The sequence below is a fragment of the Lentzea waywayandensis genome, from assembly GCF_900115955.1.
In the GTDB taxonomy this organism is placed as follows: domain Bacteria; phylum Actinomycetota; class Actinomycetes; order Mycobacteriales; family Pseudonocardiaceae; genus Lentzea; species Lentzea waywayandensis.
In genome coordinates this window covers 97,908-112,651 of sequence record NZ_FOYL01000005.1, presented here as the reverse complement: position 1 = coordinate 112,651, position 14,744 = coordinate 97,908, and the positions used below count along the sequence as shown (strand labels likewise).

The following is a 14,744-nucleotide window of genomic DNA, read 5'->3' as shown; positions in this document are numbered from 1 at the left end:
TATTCTGGGCTATGGCAGGTAGAAGGTCAGGAAATCGCTCGTGACCGGCGGGAACAGCCTGGTCATCAGGTCCTCCTTCGGACCGGGGTAGACGTCGGAGAACCGGCGGCGCAGCCCGTCCATGCCGTGCGGGCCGAACAGCAGCGGTGCCAGCAGGTCCGGGGCGATTCCCGCACCGCCCTGCGAGCCGGGGCCGAGCAACGTGCCACCCCACGCGTACGGGCCGATCTCCTCGCCGTCCCAGCGGAAGCGGACGTGCGTGCGGTAGAAGCCGAGCACCACCTCGTCGGGATCATGGCCCCGCAGGCGTTGCGCGAAGACCGGTCGCAGGTGTTCGAGCAGCTTCGGAATGCTCGGGATGCGCACCATGTACTGGTCGAGGTCCGCTCGCCTGGCTCCCAGATGATCCTCCAGCGCCGCGTGCCGTTCGCCGACCTCGGCCGGATTCACCAGTGCCACCAGGGCTTTCACGGCGTCGTCGTCGATGCCGGCGATCTCGCCGAGCACGACGTCGCCCTCTTCCTCCGGCGTGCTGCGGCCCGTGGCGACCGCAGTGCCGTCGCGCTCGACGATCCACGTGACCGAGCCGGTGCGGTCGATCAGCCAGCGCCAGCACGGCGTGCCGTGGCCCACGCGCAGGTCCGCGCTCTGCTGGGCGGCGTCCTGGAGTTGGTTCAACACCGGGATGTCGGCCTCGGTCGCGCGCCGGATCGTGTGTCCCGCAACGGCTTCGGGCTTGGTGACGAGCGGCCGGGTCTGCTTGATCGGGATCGAGTAGGTGTAGCCGAACTGCCGGTAGAAGTACGGGACGCCCATCACGAACTGGAGCAGGTGGCCGCGTTCGGCCGACCTGTCGTTCGCCCAGTCCATCAGCTGCCGCACCAGGCCTTTGCCCTCGTACTCGGTGTCGGTGGCGACCTGCTCGATCTGGCCCGCCGGGATGTCCACGCCGGCGAGCGTCACCGTCTCGTCCATCAGCGTGAGGGTCGAGACGATCCGGCCGCCGTCGTCGGCGACTCCGACCCAGTCGCAGCCCGCGTCCGGATCGGTCATCAGCAGGCGGGCGTCGTCGCCGTCGCTGGGGTCCATGCGCGAGACGACGAGCTTCTCGATCTGGGGGAGGTCTTCCGGGCGTGAGGTGCGGATTTCCACGGGCCGAGTGTTTCCAGGGCGGTGGTTGTCCGCAAACGGATTTACGGTCGGGGACATGGACTGGAACAAGCAGTTGACGGACCAGCTCGAATTCCACTGGAACGTGCAGTTGCGGCCACGGCTCGAAGGCATGACCGACGACGAGTACTTCTGGGAGCCCGTGCCCGACGCGTGGACCGTGCGTCCGGACAACACGATCGACTGGCAGTACCCGGCGCCCGAGCCCGTACCGGTCACCACGATCGCGTGGCGGATGGCGCACATCATCGTGGGCGTGTTCAACGCGCGCACGGCCTCGCACTTCGGCGGTCCGCCAGCCGACTACGCGACCTGGCGGTTCGCGATGACGGCGGACGACGCGCTGAAGCAGCTCGATGACGCCTACGCGGCGTGGATGGCCGGCGCGCGCACGGCCGACCTGTCGAAGGCCGTCGGTCCGGCGGAGGGACCGTTCGCGGCGGAGCCCATGGCGACCCTGGTGCTGCACATCAACCGTGAGGTGATCCACCACGCCGCGGAGATCGCGCTGCTCCGCGACCTCTATCTCAGGGAGAGTTAGTCACCTCGAAGTGCCTACTTTCTAGAAGTTGGCGCTAACTGCAAGATGGTGCCCATCGAGATCATCGAAGGGGATCACCATGCGAGTCATCACGCAGAAGATCGTGGGCGACGCGTCCGTGCTGGAGGTCGCGGAGGTGGCGACGCCCGTGCCCGGACCGGGCCAGGTACTGGTCAAGGTGGGTGCGGCGGCCGTGAACCCGGTCGACACCTACATCCGCTCCGGCGGGTTCCCCGCGCTCGGGCAGCCGCCGTTCACGCTGGGCTGGGACGTCGCGGGCACCGTCGAGCAGGACGCCGAGGGGTTCGTGGCCGGTGAGGACGTCTACGGCATGCTGACCTTCCCCGGCACGGGCGGTGGCTACGCCGAGTACGCCGTCGTGAACGCCGCCGACCTGGTGCGGCGGCCGTCGTGGCTGACCGTCGAGCAGGCGGGCGCGACGCCGATGGTGGCGCTGACCGCCTGGCAGACGCTCGTCGGGCGGGCCGGTGTGTCGGCCGGTCAGCGCGTGCTGATCCACGCGGCCGCCGGTGGCGTCGGGCACGTCGCGGTGCAGATCGCCAAGGCGCGGGGCGCGTACGTGATCGGCACGGCGTCGGCGGCCAAGCACGACTTCCTGCGCTCGCTCGGCGTCGACGAGGTGATCGACTACCGCCACCAGGACTTCACCGAGATCGAGCCGGTCGACGTCGTCCTGGACACGGTCGGCGGGGAGTACGCCAAGCGGTCCGCTGGGATGATCAAGCCCGGTGGCGTGCTCGTGTCGATCATTCCGGGCAACCCGGGTTTTGACGTTGACCGAGCTTCCGGGCTCGGCATCCGGTTCGAGTTGTTCCTGGGAGTGTCCGCGTCGGGTGCCGACCTGGCCGCGTTGCCGCAGCTCAGGGTGCGGCTCGACCACGTCGTGCCGCTGGCCGAGGTCACGAAGGCCCACGAGCTCGTCGAGTCCGGCCGGACCACGGGCAAGGTCGTCCTGGTGCCGTGATCCCTCGTTAACCGTCCGTTGACCATGTACACCGATCGTGTGCAAAACATCCACACGATCGGGGAGTGCGCATGGCACGGTGGAGTCCACTTGCGTTAGTCATCGCTTTGTTGGCGGCGGTCGGCCTTTACGGGTCGACCGCCGCTGTCGCAGCAGCTCCGCTCACTGTCGCCCAGGCGATCGCGACCCAGAACGGGTCTTCGGCGACTGTCCGCGGGTACGTCGTCGGCCAACCCACGGCCACGACGACGGTCATCCGTTCGGGTTATCCCAACGACTACGCGCTGGCGCTGGCCGACTCGGCGTCCACGACCAGCACGTCGAACATGGTCTACGTGCAGATCCCGTCGGCGTTCCGTGCCTCGTGGGGCATGCAGTCGAACCCGTCGCTGCTGGGCAAGCAGATCGACGTGACCGGCTCGTTGAGCGCGTACTTCTCGCACCCCGGGCTGACCTCGTCCACGGCGTTCGCGTTCGCCGGCACGACTCCGCCGACCAGCACGACCACTCCGCCGACCACGACCACCAGCGCGCCACCGTCGGCCTGTGAGACCTACTACACGTCGGCCTGCGGCAAGAGCGGCGCGGCGCTGAAGTCGGCGTTGAACACGATCATCCGCACCCAGACCAAGCTCAGCTACGACCAGGTCTGGGACGCCCTGAAGGCCACCGACCAGGACCCGGCCAACGCGAACAACGTGATCCTGCTGTACAGCGGACGTTCGCAGGCGAAGTCGACCAACGGCGGCGGGGCCAACGACTGGAACCGCGAGCACGTCTGGGCCAAGTCGCACGGCGACTTCGGCACCGCCACCGGTCCGGGCACCGACATCCACCACCTGCGTCCCGAGGACGTGTCGGTGAACGCCACTCGCGGCAACCTGGACTTCGACAACGGCGGAAACGCGGTCCCCGAGGCGCCCGGCAGCAAGTACGACGGCGACTCGTTCGAACCACGCGCCGCCGTGAAGGGTGACGTTGCGCGGATGATCTTCTACATGGCCGTGCGCTACGAGGGCAACGACGGCTACGTGAACCTGGAGATGAACAACTCGGTGGCCAACGGCTCAGCGCCGTACATGGGCAAGCTCTCGGTGCTGAAGGCCTGGAGTGCCGCCGACCCGCCGGACGCGTTCGAGAAGCGCCGCAACCAGGTGATCTTCGACAGCTACCAGCACAACCGGAACCCGTTCATCGACCACCCGGAGTGGGTTTCCGCTATTTGGCCGTGAGTCGTTCGAGGAAGGGGCGTTGCGCGGAGACGATCTTCGCGCTCGCCTCTTCCACGCTGAACCACTGCACGCGGTCGACCTCGGGGAAGCTCTTGCGCTGACCCGACTTCGGCGGCCATTCCATCTCGAACGTGCCCGGCGTGACGGTCTCCGGATCCAGGTCGCCCTCGAGCGCCCAGACCCTGATGACCTTGCCGGAGCCCTTGGCCTCACCGAGTTCGATCAGCTCGCCGTCCGGCACCGGCAGCCCGAGCTCCTCCTCGAACTCCCTGCGCGCCGCGGCCTCGGGCGTCTCGTCCTCGGAGTACTCGCCCTTGGGCACGGACCACGCGCCGGCGTCCTTGCGGGCCCAGAACGGGCCGCCCATGTGCCCGAGAAGCACCTCCAGCTGCTCGCGTCGTCTGAAGAGCAGGATTCCGGCCGACCGTTTCATACTGTCCAGCATGGCGGACTGGGTCCTGCACGTGGACCTCGACCAGTTCATCGCGGCGGTCGAGGTGCTGCGCGATCCGTCGTTGCGCGGCCGGCCCGTGGTGGTGGGCGGCAACGGCGACCCGACCGAACGCGCGGTCGTGGCCACCGCGTCCTACGAGGCGCGCGAGTTCGGTGTGCGTTCGGGCCTGCCGCTGCGGACCGCGTTCAAGAAGCTGCCGGACGCCGTGTACCTGCCGGTGGACCACGCCCTGTACGAGGCCGCGTCGGCGGACGTGATGGCCGTACTGCGCTCGTTCCCCGTGATCGTCGAGGTGATGGGCTGGGACGAGGCGTTCGTCGGGGTGACCGTGGACGATCCTGCCGAGTTCGCGCGTTCGTTGCAGGCCGCGGTGCTGTCGGCGACGGGTCTGCACTGCTCGGTGGGCATCGGCGACAACAAGCTGCGGGCCAAGATCGCGACCGAGTTCGGCAAGCCCGCCGGTGTCTTCGAGCTCACGCAGGCGAACTGGGTCGAGGTGATGGGGCACCGGCCGACGTCCGCGCTGTGGGGGATCGGGACGAAGACCGAGCGCAAACTCGTCGAGCTCGGGCTCTCGACCGTGACGGACCTGGCCACGGCATCCGCCGACGAGCTGGCAGCGAGGTTCGGCCCGAGGATGGGTCCGTACTTCCGCGGGGTCGCTCAGGGCGCCGGTGACACGGTCGTGAGCGCGACGCCGTGGGTCGCGAAGTCCCGCTCGCACGAGAAGACCTTCCAGCAGGACCTCGCCTCGTTGGACGACATCCGCCGCGAGGTCGTCGCGCTGGCGCATCAGGTCGCTCTTGACGTGGTCGCCGAGGGGCGTCCGGCCGTGCGCGTGGGCGTGAAGGTGCGGTTCGTGCCGTTCTTCACGAAGGTCCGTCTGATGAAGCTGCCTGCGCCGACGTCGTCCGCCGACGAGCTCGCCGCGGCCGCTCTGGTCGTGCTGGAGCGCTTCGAACACGGCCGGGCTGTACGCCTTCTGGGGGTACGCGCGGAATTCTCTGACGAAGATGTCGAACCGAAGCCTTCTCCTTCGACGTATCAGTAAGTAGAGGATTGAAGGCTAGGAGAAGAAGATGACCGACTCATCGCTCACACACCGCGACCGCGCCGTTCTCAGAGCAGTGGCCGACGGCCGTTGCGAGATCGCCGGAAGCTCCCTGCTCGTCGACGGCCTGTGCTGCGCCGACCAGTTCGCCGGGCTGCGCCTGACGACTGCGGGCCTGATCAGCGCACGTTCCGGCCCCGCGGCACTCACCACGGCAGGCTACGAGATCCTGGCCGCGGCCTGATCGTTCTTGCGGAAGACTGACATCAGGTACTTGTTCGAGAATCGATAGCCACTGTCTGGGGTTCGGAACGGTTCAACGGCGGCCCTGATTTTTTCCACGACTTTTTTCTCTCCCTCGCTCTCGATGATGCGCTGATAGCTGCCCACGCTCAGGAAGCTGCGCAGCATCGTGGCCTCGTCGGGATGTTCCTGGGGAATGTCGATCGTGATTTTCTCCCGCGGCTCTGGCAGCTTCGCGCCCCTGCGCCCGCCGGGCCCTCGCACGGCCCTGCCGACGACCAGCAGGTCGCTGGGGTGCTCCGGGTGCCACTCGCACACGACCACGTAGTCCCTGCTGACCCTGACCGCTTCCGCGAACGCCTCATCGGGGTCTTGTGCGAAGAACAACGCGTTGAACGCCGTCACGACGTCGAACGTGCCGTCCTGCCAAGGCAGTCGTCCCAGCGGGAGCTCGTGGAACTCGGCGGTGCTCGCCTGCCGCGCCAGCGCGATCATGGCGGGCGAGATGTCGATTCCGGTGGCCTTCGCGCCCGCTTCCGTTGCGGTGGCGCAGAACTCGCCACTGCCGCACGCCAGGTCCAGGACCGTCGTGCCGTCCGTGATGCCGGTGCGTTCGATCGCGGTCTTCCAGGCAGGCATGGACATCTTCGCGCCGAGCGCTGCTCGCTGTGCCGCCTTGCGGCCCCACAGGTCGCCTTCCTGGACTGCCTGCTCGTCGGTCATGGTCACGACCCTAGTGATCCACTGGCGTGCTCGCGGAAATCCACTGGCCGGGATGCGGATCATGGCAGGCATGGGTGTCTTGGCGCGGGTACTGCGTTCGGTGGGCGGCGAGGAGGTGCTGGAACGGCTCGCGGGCCTGTCCGGCAGCGATCTCACGAGCTTGCTGCTCGCGTTGACGCGGCGTCGCGCCGACGCGTTGTCCGGCGCGGACGTGTTGCGGCAGTATCGGTCAGACCGGTTCGTGGCGCCTGCTTCCGTGCCGTTCTCCGTTCTCCGTGCTGCGTGCGGCGGAGGACCGGCTGCTGGCCGCGCTGCCGTCGTCGTTCTCCGTGCTGGGGCTTGCTCCCGTGGCGCCGCTCGGAACGTGTTCCGCCGTGGCAGAGATGGATCAGAACAACGTCCTGTCGACCGTGCGCGGCACCGAGGTCGCGGCCGATCCGACGAACGCGCTGGCGTTGGAAGCCGCACTGCTGCGCCAGTCCGGCCCGGAGGACGTGCGACTCGCCGCGGTGCAGCGAGTGGTGCGGGCGCAGCTGTTCAGCGGTGCCGGGAGGTCCGCGCACTTCACGTTGTTCGCCGCGGTGTCGGCGGGGCGTGATCGTGGCTCGCTCGCCTTCGAGCTCGAGCACTTCGCCGAACACGTCGCGTTCTTGCGTGAGGCGTGTGGTGACGTCGAGTTCCGCGTGACGGTGCTGGATCCGCGGTTCGAGGTGGTGCGCGGCGATCTGCCCGCCGACCCGTCACGGCACACCGGCTACTATAAAGGTCTGTGTTTCAAGGTCTTCCGCGACGGCGTGGAGATCGGCGACGGCGGGTTCGTCGACTGGACGCAGCGGTTGACGGGGAACCGCAAGGAGCGTTTGCTGATCAGCGGCGTGGGCGTCGACCGCTTCGCGACGCTCTGATTCCACGTGATAGCAACGGGTTTCGCGTTCGCCGTGTCCTTGATATGTCCTCTTTCCCTTGGTGTGGCGTACCTCTGGCGGTGTTGATGACCGTCGTCGTTGATTTATTCTGAGTCGTGGCCTCATCGGGTTGGAGGCGTTCCCTCCGCCGCCCTCCCGGGGTGCACGCGGGCGGGCCGGGCCGAGGACTGTGGGTTCGGTCGGGGACCCCCGTGCGATGGGAGCGACGAATGGCTTCAGAGCTCAGGTGGATCCGCAGTTCGTACAGCGGCACTGGCGAGAACGATTGCTTGGAGTGCGCGAGCAACGGCGCGACCGTGTGGATCAGGGACTCCAAGGACGCCGGCCGACGGTTCCAAGTGCCGCTCGCGAGCTGGCTCACTTTCGTCGCCGCAGTAGTCCGAACCTGAGTCAATCGCCCGATCGTGTGGTCAAGTCTTGATCACATCTTGGTGCGCCTCTCGTGGTAGCCACTCTCTCTTGGTGTATCTCCTTCTGCTGTCTGCCAAATGGTTGACTGCACTACGAGTGTGCGCTTTTGGAGCGCTACCATTCTGCTAGTTAGCAGAATGAAGGGAGACGTGTTACTACCGTGAACAGCCCCGTTGTTCTGCAGAAACGCCTGCTCGACGAGCTCAGGCAGATGCGGGACGATCTAGAACTCACCCAGCAGGCTGTCGCGGACGCGCTCGACTGGTCGGTCTCGAAGCTGATCAGGGTGGAGAAGGGTGAGAACAAGATCTCGGTCACCGACGTCCAGGCCCTGCTCTTCTACTACGGGGTGACGGACAAGGAGCGGGTCGAGGAGCTCGTCGGGCTGGCCAGGGCCATCAAGCGCTCACGTTCCGCGTGGATGGACAAGTACAAGGGCTTCTTCACCGAGCAGTTCGCGAGGTTCCTGGAACTGGAGACGTCCGCAGTCCGGATTCGCCAGTGTCAGCTGAACGTCATCCCCGGACTGCTGCAGATCTCGGACTACGCGCGCGTCCTGGTCGCGGCCAACGCCCCCAACGAGGACAGCATCGCGCGTGGCGTCGAGATCCGTCTGCACCGTCAGTCGGTGCTCGAACCCGACGGCCCCGAGATCTTCATCATCATCGACGAAGCCGTGCTGCACCGGGTCATCGGCAGTGAGGACGTGCTGCGGCGCCAGCTCGTGAGGATCAAGGAGATCGCCGCACTGCCGCACGTGACGATCCAGATCCTGCCGTTCGCCAAGGGCATCCACCCGGCGATGAAGAGTTCGTTCTCCGTCCTCGACTTCTCGGAGGACGAGAACGACTTCGCGTTGCTGATCGAGCAGCCGTACAAGGACAACCTGCTCACCGCGGGGCCGGAGCTGAAGGAGTACCTGAACTACTTCTACCAGCTGGAGAAGTTCGCCCTGCCGGCCAGCGAGACCCCGAACGTGATCGACCGACGACTGGAAGAACTGGGAGGCGTTTGATCGATGAGGCCGGGCGGGTGGCTGCTGGAACAGCCGCCCGCCCGATGGCAACCGCTACCGGCCCCAAGTCCCATGAGGCGAGGCAATGCCGCCGTCCGTCAGCGTATGACGTTCGACCCCTGATGAGTTCCGCCATCCAGGTCCCCTTCAGGTGATTGGCCCTCGCCGCACTGATCCAGTCCGGATCTGTTCGTCGACCCCAGTCCCCAGGAGGCGCACCATGTGCAGCAGCACCAGAAATCCCATCCTTCCTCTCGTCCCCTGCGCGCGAGACGGGGGAGGTCTCCGAGATGGGCATATTCGCTAGCTACAGCTGTAGCGACGGAGGACCGATCGCGGCGCCGGTGGTCGAGGTGTTGCGGGGGCACGGTTTCGACGTGCTCTGGGACGCCGATCTCAGCTCCTCTCATCCGATGTCCATCCAGGCCTGGATGGAAAAGGCGGTCCGGGAACGGATCGTGGTGATCATCGTGTCGGAGTCGTACCTGAAAGCGTTGCAGTCCAACGACTTCATGGAACGGCTGGGGGTCCGTTACGAGCTGGGGCTGATTCGGCAGAAGCTCTACCACCACGTTGGCGCGGACAGGTGCCCGGTGGTGGTGGTCGTGCCGCCGGGGATCGAGATGAACTCGCTGCCGGCCGTGCTGCAACAGCTCGTGGCTCATCGATTCGATCCGAGCACTCGCGACGGGGAGGAGGAACTGGTGCGGAGTCTCAAAGCGCTTGAGGAGGGCGGTTGCAGCCGCCCGTCGCCCGCAGTGCAGGAGAGCGACGAGGTGTACCGCACCCGTGCGACGTTGAGCGCTCTGCAGGCAGAGTCGCTGCCCTCGGAGAAGGCGTACCTGCTGGCCCAGGAGCTGGTGGAGCGCGGTGCCGGCGACTTCGAACTGGTCAGGGGGTTCGAGTCGGTCGCGGCCGTGGCCAAGGCGCGCGGTGACGTCCGGCTGGTTCGGCGCCTTTCCGAGGTGTGTCTGCGGACGTTGGCGTCCGGGCCGCCGTTGAGGGGCGAGGAAGAGCTGAAGGCGAAGGTGCTCATAGCGGGGCACGCGTGGCATTTGCTGCGTGAACACCGTTTCAGCGAGGCGACCCTGATGGCGCAGGACGGGACGCAGATCGCGGAGAAGGTCCGCGACCTGAAGACAGCCGCGAGGGGGAAGCGTGCCGAGGCGAGGGTCTTCCTGCACCTCGCCGCCGAGGCGGTCGGGCACGATCGCGAGTACTACCTCGGCAAGGGCGAGCACCTGTTGATGATCGCGAAGGAGTTGTTCCGCTCGATCGGCGGCCCGACCAGCGAGGAGCTCGGGGTGTGCGCCTCGCTGCACGCGGAACTGCAACTGCTTCGGCACGAGTCGACGGGGTGTCCCGATCAGCTCGCGGCAGCGGTCCGGCGGGCGCAGGTGGCTGAGACGGTGCTGACACCGGGAACCGAGCCCTATCACTGGCTCGCGGTGGTGCAGGCACGGCTGTGCCTCGCCGACAAGAAGTACAACGACGGCAAGGAACTGGTCACGGCCGTCATCGCCACCGCGGACTTCCCCGAGGTGGTGGCCAAGTCCCGGCAGGTACGAGCCGATCTCCTGTTCGCCACCAGGGAGAAGGCTGCGGCGCTGCGCGACCTGCTCGCCGCGGAGGAGTCCTACCGGAGGCTCGGCTGCGAGCGTGCCGCGGACACCTGCTGGTGGACGATCGCGAGGTACGACGCCTCGAAGGTGACCGACGTCCGCCTCACGCCAGCTGACCTCGACCGGCTCGAGGAACTCGCACCGAACCCGGGAGACCGGCGGCGCGCGGTGCTGGAACACGAGTTGAGGACACCGAGACGGCTCGTCCGGCGGAGTGCTCCGGACTGGGTCTACCTCATTGATCGCGTGCAGCACGACTGACGCTCTCGGCGCGGCCGGACCTCGGTTCGGGAACGGCCGCGCCCGTGACGACTCGTCAACGCTCCGCGTAGCGCTGGGCCAGTTCCTCCTCGCGGTCCGCGGGCCACGGGCAGCGGATCTCGCCCTGCGTGGCCGCGAAGAACAGCTCCAGGTGCACGTGCCAGGCCGCGAGTGCCTCGGGGCCGTGGGCGTTCTCCTGGAAGAGCGTGACGGTGGTGCCCTGCAACGGCACGTGCTCGAACTCCCAGCGCACCTTGCCCTTCGGCTCGCCGTCCTGGAGCCACTCGTACTCCAGCAGGCGTGGTGGCTCGGACCTCGTGACCTCGCCCGGTGTCAGGCCGGGGTGTGCGGCGCGGGCCGGCACCGCGTCCTCGGTGCCTTCGGTGAGGAGCTTCCAGACGTCGTCCAGCGGTGCCCACACGAGGTCGCGGACGAAGCGCACGCCGCCCGGTTCGTCGGTGCCCTCGTCTAGGCGGAAGAGCTGGACGTAGTGCTCGATGCGCGACAGCCACTCCGTCGGCGCTGCGAACGTCGTGCCGTCGGCGTGGGCGACCAGCGCGTCCAGGCAGGTGATCCAGCCCGGTGCGTCGCGGCCCACGGACAGCTTGTTCGTGACGACCGCGGTGAAGACCAGCAGGCAGCCGTCCTCGCGCGGCAGGATCTCGAAGCGCAGCACGTCGTTCAGCCAGCGGAACGCGAAGACCTTCGGCGGGTCGGACTCCAGCAGTTCGCCCTCGCCGCCGTCGGAGTCGACCGGTGCCGCGTCCGGGAACGTGAAGCGCATCTTCCGGCCGTCCACCTCGACCTCGGCCGGGAACCAGTGCTTCATCTCGGCGGGATCGGTGACGACCCGCCAGACCTTCTCCGGCGAGTGCCGCAGCGTGCGCTCGAAGCGCAGCACGGGCTTGCCCTCGATCATCCGCAGTTCGGCGTCCACGGTCAGTCCCCTTCGATCTCGTCGAGCCGGCGTTCCAGTGCGTCGAGGCTCTTCTCCCACATCCGCCGGTACGGCGCGAGCCAGGCGTCGATCTCCGCCAGCGGACCTGGCGACACCCGGTACCAGCGCTTCTGGGCGTCGGTGCGCACCTCGACCAGACCGGCCTCGCGCAACACCTTGAGGTGCTTCGAGACGGTCGGCTGGGTGAGTGTCAGCCGGTCGACGAGGTCGCCGACCGGCCGCTCGCGTTCACGCAGCAGGTCGAGGATCTCCCGGCGACTCGGATCCGCCAGCACGGCGAACGTAGATGCCATGACGGCAATATAGCTCGATCGGCATATAGGCGCTACCTCAGCCCGCGAGGCGGATGGCCACCTCCGTCGACCACTTGCTCTGGTCCGGTTCCACCGCGGGATCGGTGAAGTAGGTCTCGAGGCGCGCACCCCACCTGTCGCCGTCGCGGTCGAACTGGACGGTGTGGGCGAGCAGCCGATCGGTGACGGCGGCCAGCCCGTCCGGACTGCCCTCGTGGAGCGCGACCACGTACTGGCCGGCGGGCAGCGTGGCCGTGAACACCTCACCGTCGCCGGGCACCTCGGCGACGGTCGGAATCCCGGCCTCGACCTCGAACTCGTCGGCGGTGACGCGTAAGTACCGCAGGAACGGCGCTCCGGTGACGGGTAACTCGCGATCGGCCAGCCACCGCATGACCTCGGGAAAACGGTCGGCGATCTTGGCGAACGTCTCCAGCGTCACCGTGGCCCTGACGGCGGCGTAGGGCTGTTCTCCACGTGTCTCGATGTCCATGCCTCCACGCTAGCCACGACCACCGACAGAAAATCGGCGTTCGGCAGGAGCGGGGTCCGATTAACGTGAAGTTCATGCACCGCACCCTCTCCGTGGCCAGCTCCCCGGTGCGCGACCTGCTCGCGCTGACCTCCCGCCCCGAGGTCATCTCGTTCGCGGGCGGCCTTCCCGCCCCCGAACTGTTCGACCTGGACGGTGTGCGCGCCGCCTACGACCTCGCCCTGCGAGACCGCTCCGTGCTGCAATATGCCCCCACAGAAGGAAATCCGGACCTGCGCGCCCTGGTCTCCGCGCGCCTGACCGACTCGGGACTGCCCACTTCGGACGTCCTGATCACCACCGGCTCCCAGCAGGCGCTCACCCTCGTGGCCACCGCGCTGCTGGGACCGGACGCCGTCGTGGCGGTCGAGGAACCGACGTACTTGGCCGCGTTGCAGTGCTTCCAGATGACCGGCGCCCGGATCGTGCCCGTCGCCAGCGACTCCGACGGCCTGGTCCCTGCCTCGCTGCGGTCCGTCGTGGCCGCGGAGAAGCCCGATCTGCTCTACCTGGTGCCAACGTTCGCAAATCCGACCGGCCGCACGCTCTCCGCCCCATGCCGTGCGGAGATCGCGGAGATCGCCGCGGCGAACTCACTGTGGGTCGTCGAGGACGACCCCTACGGCGAACTCCGCTACCGCGGCTCGGCCGTGCCGCCGCTCGCATCGATCAGCGACAGGACCATCTACCTGGGCAGCTTCTCGAAGGTCGGCGCCCCCGGCATGCGCCTGGGCTGGCTACGAGCCCCCGCCGACCTGCTGCGCACCCTGGTGATCGTGAAGCAGGCAGCCGACCTCCACACGTCCACAGTGGACCAGGCAGCCGCCGCGGCCTACCTGACGCACAACGACCTCGACGCCCACGTCGCCCGCCTGCGCACGGAATACGGCGCCCGCCGCGACGCGATGATCGCCGCTCTGCCCGCCACCGTGCCGCCCGGCACGACGTGGAGCGACCCCGACGGCGGCATGTTCGTGTGGCTGCGGCTGCCCGGCGACGCGGACAGTGCCGTGCTGCTGAAGGAAGCTCTGTTGCACGACGTCGCTTTCGTGCCCGGTGCGTCTTTCTTCGCGACCACGCCGGACCACGCGACGTTCCGGATGTCGTTCACCACCAACACGGTGGAGGAGATCGGGGAAGGCATGGCGCGCCTGGCGAAGGTGCTCCGGTGAGCCTGCTGGACGACGAGGCCCTGTGGAGCTCGTCGGTCGTCGCGAACTGCGCGATGAACCGTGAACGAGGCCTGGCGAGCTATCGCCGCGAGTTGGGAACCGATCTTCTGCTCAGACCCGGCGCCCTGTGGGTGGATCTGTGCTGTGGCTCGGGAAAGGCACTCGCCGAGGCCGCGCGGGACGACGTGACGATCATCGGGGTGGACCTGGTCGACCATCACGTGCCGGCCCGCCCAGGACTGGGTTTCGTCGTCGCGCCGGTCGACCAGTGGGAGCCCACGCACCCCGTCGACCTCGTGACTTGCGTTCACGGCTTGCACTACGTGGGCGACAAACTCGGTCTGCTGGCCCGCGCCGCGTCCTGGCTCACGCCCACCGGCCGGTTCGTGGCGAGCTTCGACGTCGACGGCGTGCGTCGCGCCGACGGCACCCCGTTCGGGCGCACGCTGATCAAAGCGTTGCGCGAAGCCGGATTCGGCTACGACGGCCGCAAGCGTCTGGTCGGCTACGAGGGAGCGGGCCGGCCGCGGTTGCCGTTCACCTACCTGGGCGCGGACGACAGGGCCGGCCCGAACTACACGGGCCAGCCCGCGGTCCACTCCCGCTACGAGCCGCTATGAGGCCCAGGGACCGACGCCCGCGAGGCGGTCGACCTTGATGCGCGTGACGAACCCGGGCGGCGGGTTGTCCATCGGCGGGAACTTCACCTCCGGCCCGAGGTAGGTGTGCGCGAGGCGCTGGAGCAGTTCCGGTGCCCCGCCCTCGGTGATGCGGGCGGTGCCGTAGACCACGAGGTACTCCTGCAGGCCGTGGTCGTTGACGTGGGGCGTCTCGATGGACAGCACCACGCGGCCGTCGTTGCGGATGTTGCGGACCTTCTGGTGCCGCGAGAGGTGGCCGGAGACGATCTCGTCGCCGTCCAGCCCCACCCAGACGATGGTGACCTGCGGGGAGCCGTCCTGGCCGAGCGTCACGAGGTGGCCGAGTGCGTTGGACTCCAGCACCGACCTGGCGGATTCGGGGAGCATGACGGCGACGCTACGCCGGTTGCTACGTGAACAGTTCCAACGAGTCCTGGTGGTATTCGCACCGGCCGCCGCCGGTCGCGATGGTGCAGGGCACGCGCTTCTTCGTGAGAGCGCCGCACTGCAACGC

At 67.8% G+C, this 14,744-nt stretch carries 18 protein-coding genes; 11 read left to right on the top strand and 7 right to left on the bottom strand.

All coding sequences use genetic code 11. The features are described from left to right. Positions 1-9: 9 nt before the first annotated feature. Positions 10-1,152 (bottom strand): GNAT family N-acetyltransferase, encoded by a 1,143-nt coding sequence (locus BM417_RS20675; protein WP_245822044.1) that lies wholly within the window; start codon positions 1,150-1,152, stop codon positions 10-12. A gap of 55 nt (positions 1,153-1,207) precedes the next feature. On the opposite strand from BM417_RS20675, the gene BM417_RS20670 reads away from it, so the two are divergent. The 3 genes from BM417_RS20670 (at position 1,208) to BM417_RS50315 (ending at position 3,928) form a co-directional block, all read left to right on the top strand. Further along, positions 1,208-1,711 (top strand): DinB family protein, encoded by a 504-nt coding sequence (locus BM417_RS20670; RefSeq protein WP_093596696.1) that lies wholly within the window; start codon positions 1,208-1,210, stop codon positions 1,709-1,711. Between the two features lie 79 nt (positions 1,712-1,790). After that, positions 1,791-2,696: an NADP-dependent oxidoreductase gene (locus BM417_RS20665; RefSeq protein ID WP_093596693.1), complete on the top strand. Its 906-nt coding sequence runs from the start codon at positions 1,791-1,793 to the stop codon at positions 2,694-2,696. 71 nt (positions 2,697-2,767) lie between these two features. After that, positions 2,768-3,928, top strand: coding sequence for an endonuclease (locus BM417_RS50315; protein ID WP_093596690.1), 1,161 nt, complete (start codon positions 2,768-2,770; stop codon positions 3,926-3,928). Here BM417_RS50315 and BM417_RS20655 read toward each other — a convergent pair. Continuing rightward, on the bottom strand, positions 3,915-4,361 hold the full coding sequence (locus BM417_RS20655; protein ID WP_177320509.1) for an NUDIX domain-containing protein: 447 nt from the start codon (positions 4,359-4,361) through the stop codon (positions 3,915-3,917). The genes BM417_RS50315 and BM417_RS20655 overlap by 14 nt on opposite strands. A 10-nt stretch (positions 4,362-4,371) precedes the next feature. On the opposite strand from BM417_RS20655, the gene BM417_RS20650 reads away from it, so the two are divergent. Together BM417_RS20650 and BM417_RS20645 are read left to right on the top strand one after the other, a co-directional pair. Further along, a complete protein-coding gene (locus BM417_RS20650) occupies positions 4,372-5,433 on the top strand; it encodes a DNA polymerase IV (protein ID WP_093596685.1) in 1,062 nt (353 codons plus the stop codon). A gap of 28 nt (positions 5,434-5,461) precedes the next feature. Beyond that, positions 5,462-5,677: a hypothetical protein gene (locus BM417_RS20645; RefSeq protein WP_093596682.1), complete on the top strand. Its 216-nt coding sequence runs from the start codon at positions 5,462-5,464 to the stop codon at positions 5,675-5,677. Here the strand turns inward: BM417_RS20645 and BM417_RS20640 are convergent. After that, entirely contained in the window at positions 5,653-6,399 is a 747-nt protein-coding gene (locus BM417_RS20640) for a class I SAM-dependent methyltransferase (RefSeq protein WP_177320508.1), read from the bottom strand. The genes BM417_RS20645 and BM417_RS20640 overlap by 25 nt on opposite strands. Positions 6,400-6,674: 275 nt before the next feature. Between BM417_RS20640 and BM417_RS20635 the strand changes: the two genes are divergently transcribed. The 4 genes from BM417_RS20635 to BM417_RS20620 all read left to right on the top strand — a co-directional run bounded on the left by BM417_RS20635 (position 6,675) and on the right by BM417_RS20620 (position 10,634). Further along, on the top strand, positions 6,675-7,304 hold the full coding sequence (locus BM417_RS20635; RefSeq protein WP_093596676.1) for a hypothetical protein: 630 nt from the start codon (positions 6,675-6,677) through the stop codon (positions 7,302-7,304). 230 nt (positions 7,305-7,534) lie between these two features. Next, positions 7,535-7,714, top strand: a complete 180-nt coding sequence (locus tag BM417_RS20630) for a DUF397 domain-containing protein (protein ID WP_093596673.1) — start codon at positions 7,535-7,537, stop codon at positions 7,712-7,714. A gap of 182 nt (positions 7,715-7,896) precedes the next feature. Then, positions 7,897-8,751: a helix-turn-helix domain-containing protein gene (locus BM417_RS20625; protein WP_093596670.1), complete on the top strand. Its 855-nt coding sequence runs from the start codon at positions 7,897-7,899 to the stop codon at positions 8,749-8,751. Positions 8,752-9,041: 290 nt separating this feature from the next. Continuing rightward, positions 9,042-10,634 carry a TIR domain-containing protein gene (locus BM417_RS20620; RefSeq protein WP_143138734.1) on the top strand — a complete coding sequence of 531 codons (1,593 nt, stop codon included), beginning with the start codon at positions 9,042-9,044 and terminating at the stop codon, positions 10,632-10,634. A 55-nt stretch (positions 10,635-10,689) separates the two neighbouring features. Here BM417_RS20620 and BM417_RS20615 read toward each other — a convergent pair whose 3' ends face one another. From BM417_RS20615 to BM417_RS20605, 3 genes are read right to left on the bottom strand one after another with little or no spacing between them, the layout of a single operon-like run. Continuing rightward, complete coding sequence (locus tag BM417_RS20615) at positions 10,690-11,571, bottom strand: SRPBCC domain-containing protein (protein ID WP_245822042.1); 882 nt, start codon at positions 11,569-11,571, stop codon at positions 10,690-10,692. A 2-nt stretch (positions 11,572-11,573) separates the two neighbouring features. Then, entirely contained in the window at positions 11,574-11,885 is a 312-nt protein-coding gene (locus tag BM417_RS20610) for an ArsR/SmtB family transcription factor (RefSeq protein ID WP_089923684.1), read from the bottom strand. A gap of 37 nt (positions 11,886-11,922) precedes the next feature. After that, the gene (locus BM417_RS20605; protein ID WP_093596664.1) at positions 11,923-12,378 is read right to left on the bottom strand and encodes a GyrI-like domain-containing protein; all 456 of its coding nucleotides are present in this window, start codon (positions 12,376-12,378) and stop codon (positions 11,923-11,925) included. Between the two features lie 74 nt (positions 12,379-12,452). Here BM417_RS20605 and BM417_RS20600 point away from each other — a divergent pair, with 74 nt between their 5' ends. Continuing rightward, positions 12,453-13,589 carry an aminotransferase-like domain-containing protein gene (locus BM417_RS20600; protein ID WP_093597910.1) on the top strand — a complete coding sequence of 379 codons (1,137 nt, stop codon included), beginning with the start codon at positions 12,453-12,455 and terminating at the stop codon, positions 13,587-13,589. Beyond that, positions 13,586-14,209 carry a class I SAM-dependent methyltransferase gene (locus tag BM417_RS20595; protein ID WP_245822041.1) on the top strand — a complete coding sequence of 208 codons (624 nt, stop codon included), beginning with the start codon at positions 13,586-13,588 and terminating at the stop codon, positions 14,207-14,209. Before BM417_RS20600 ends, BM417_RS20595 begins: the two co-directional genes overlap by 4 nt. Here BM417_RS20595 and BM417_RS20590 read toward each other — a convergent pair. Next, the gene (locus BM417_RS20590) at positions 14,204-14,617 is read right to left on the bottom strand and encodes a PPOX class F420-dependent oxidoreductase (RefSeq protein ID WP_093596662.1); all 414 of its coding nucleotides are present in this window, start codon (positions 14,615-14,617) and stop codon (positions 14,204-14,206) included. The genes BM417_RS20595 and BM417_RS20590 overlap by 6 nt on opposite strands. Positions 14,618-14,744 lie beyond the last annotated feature (127 nt).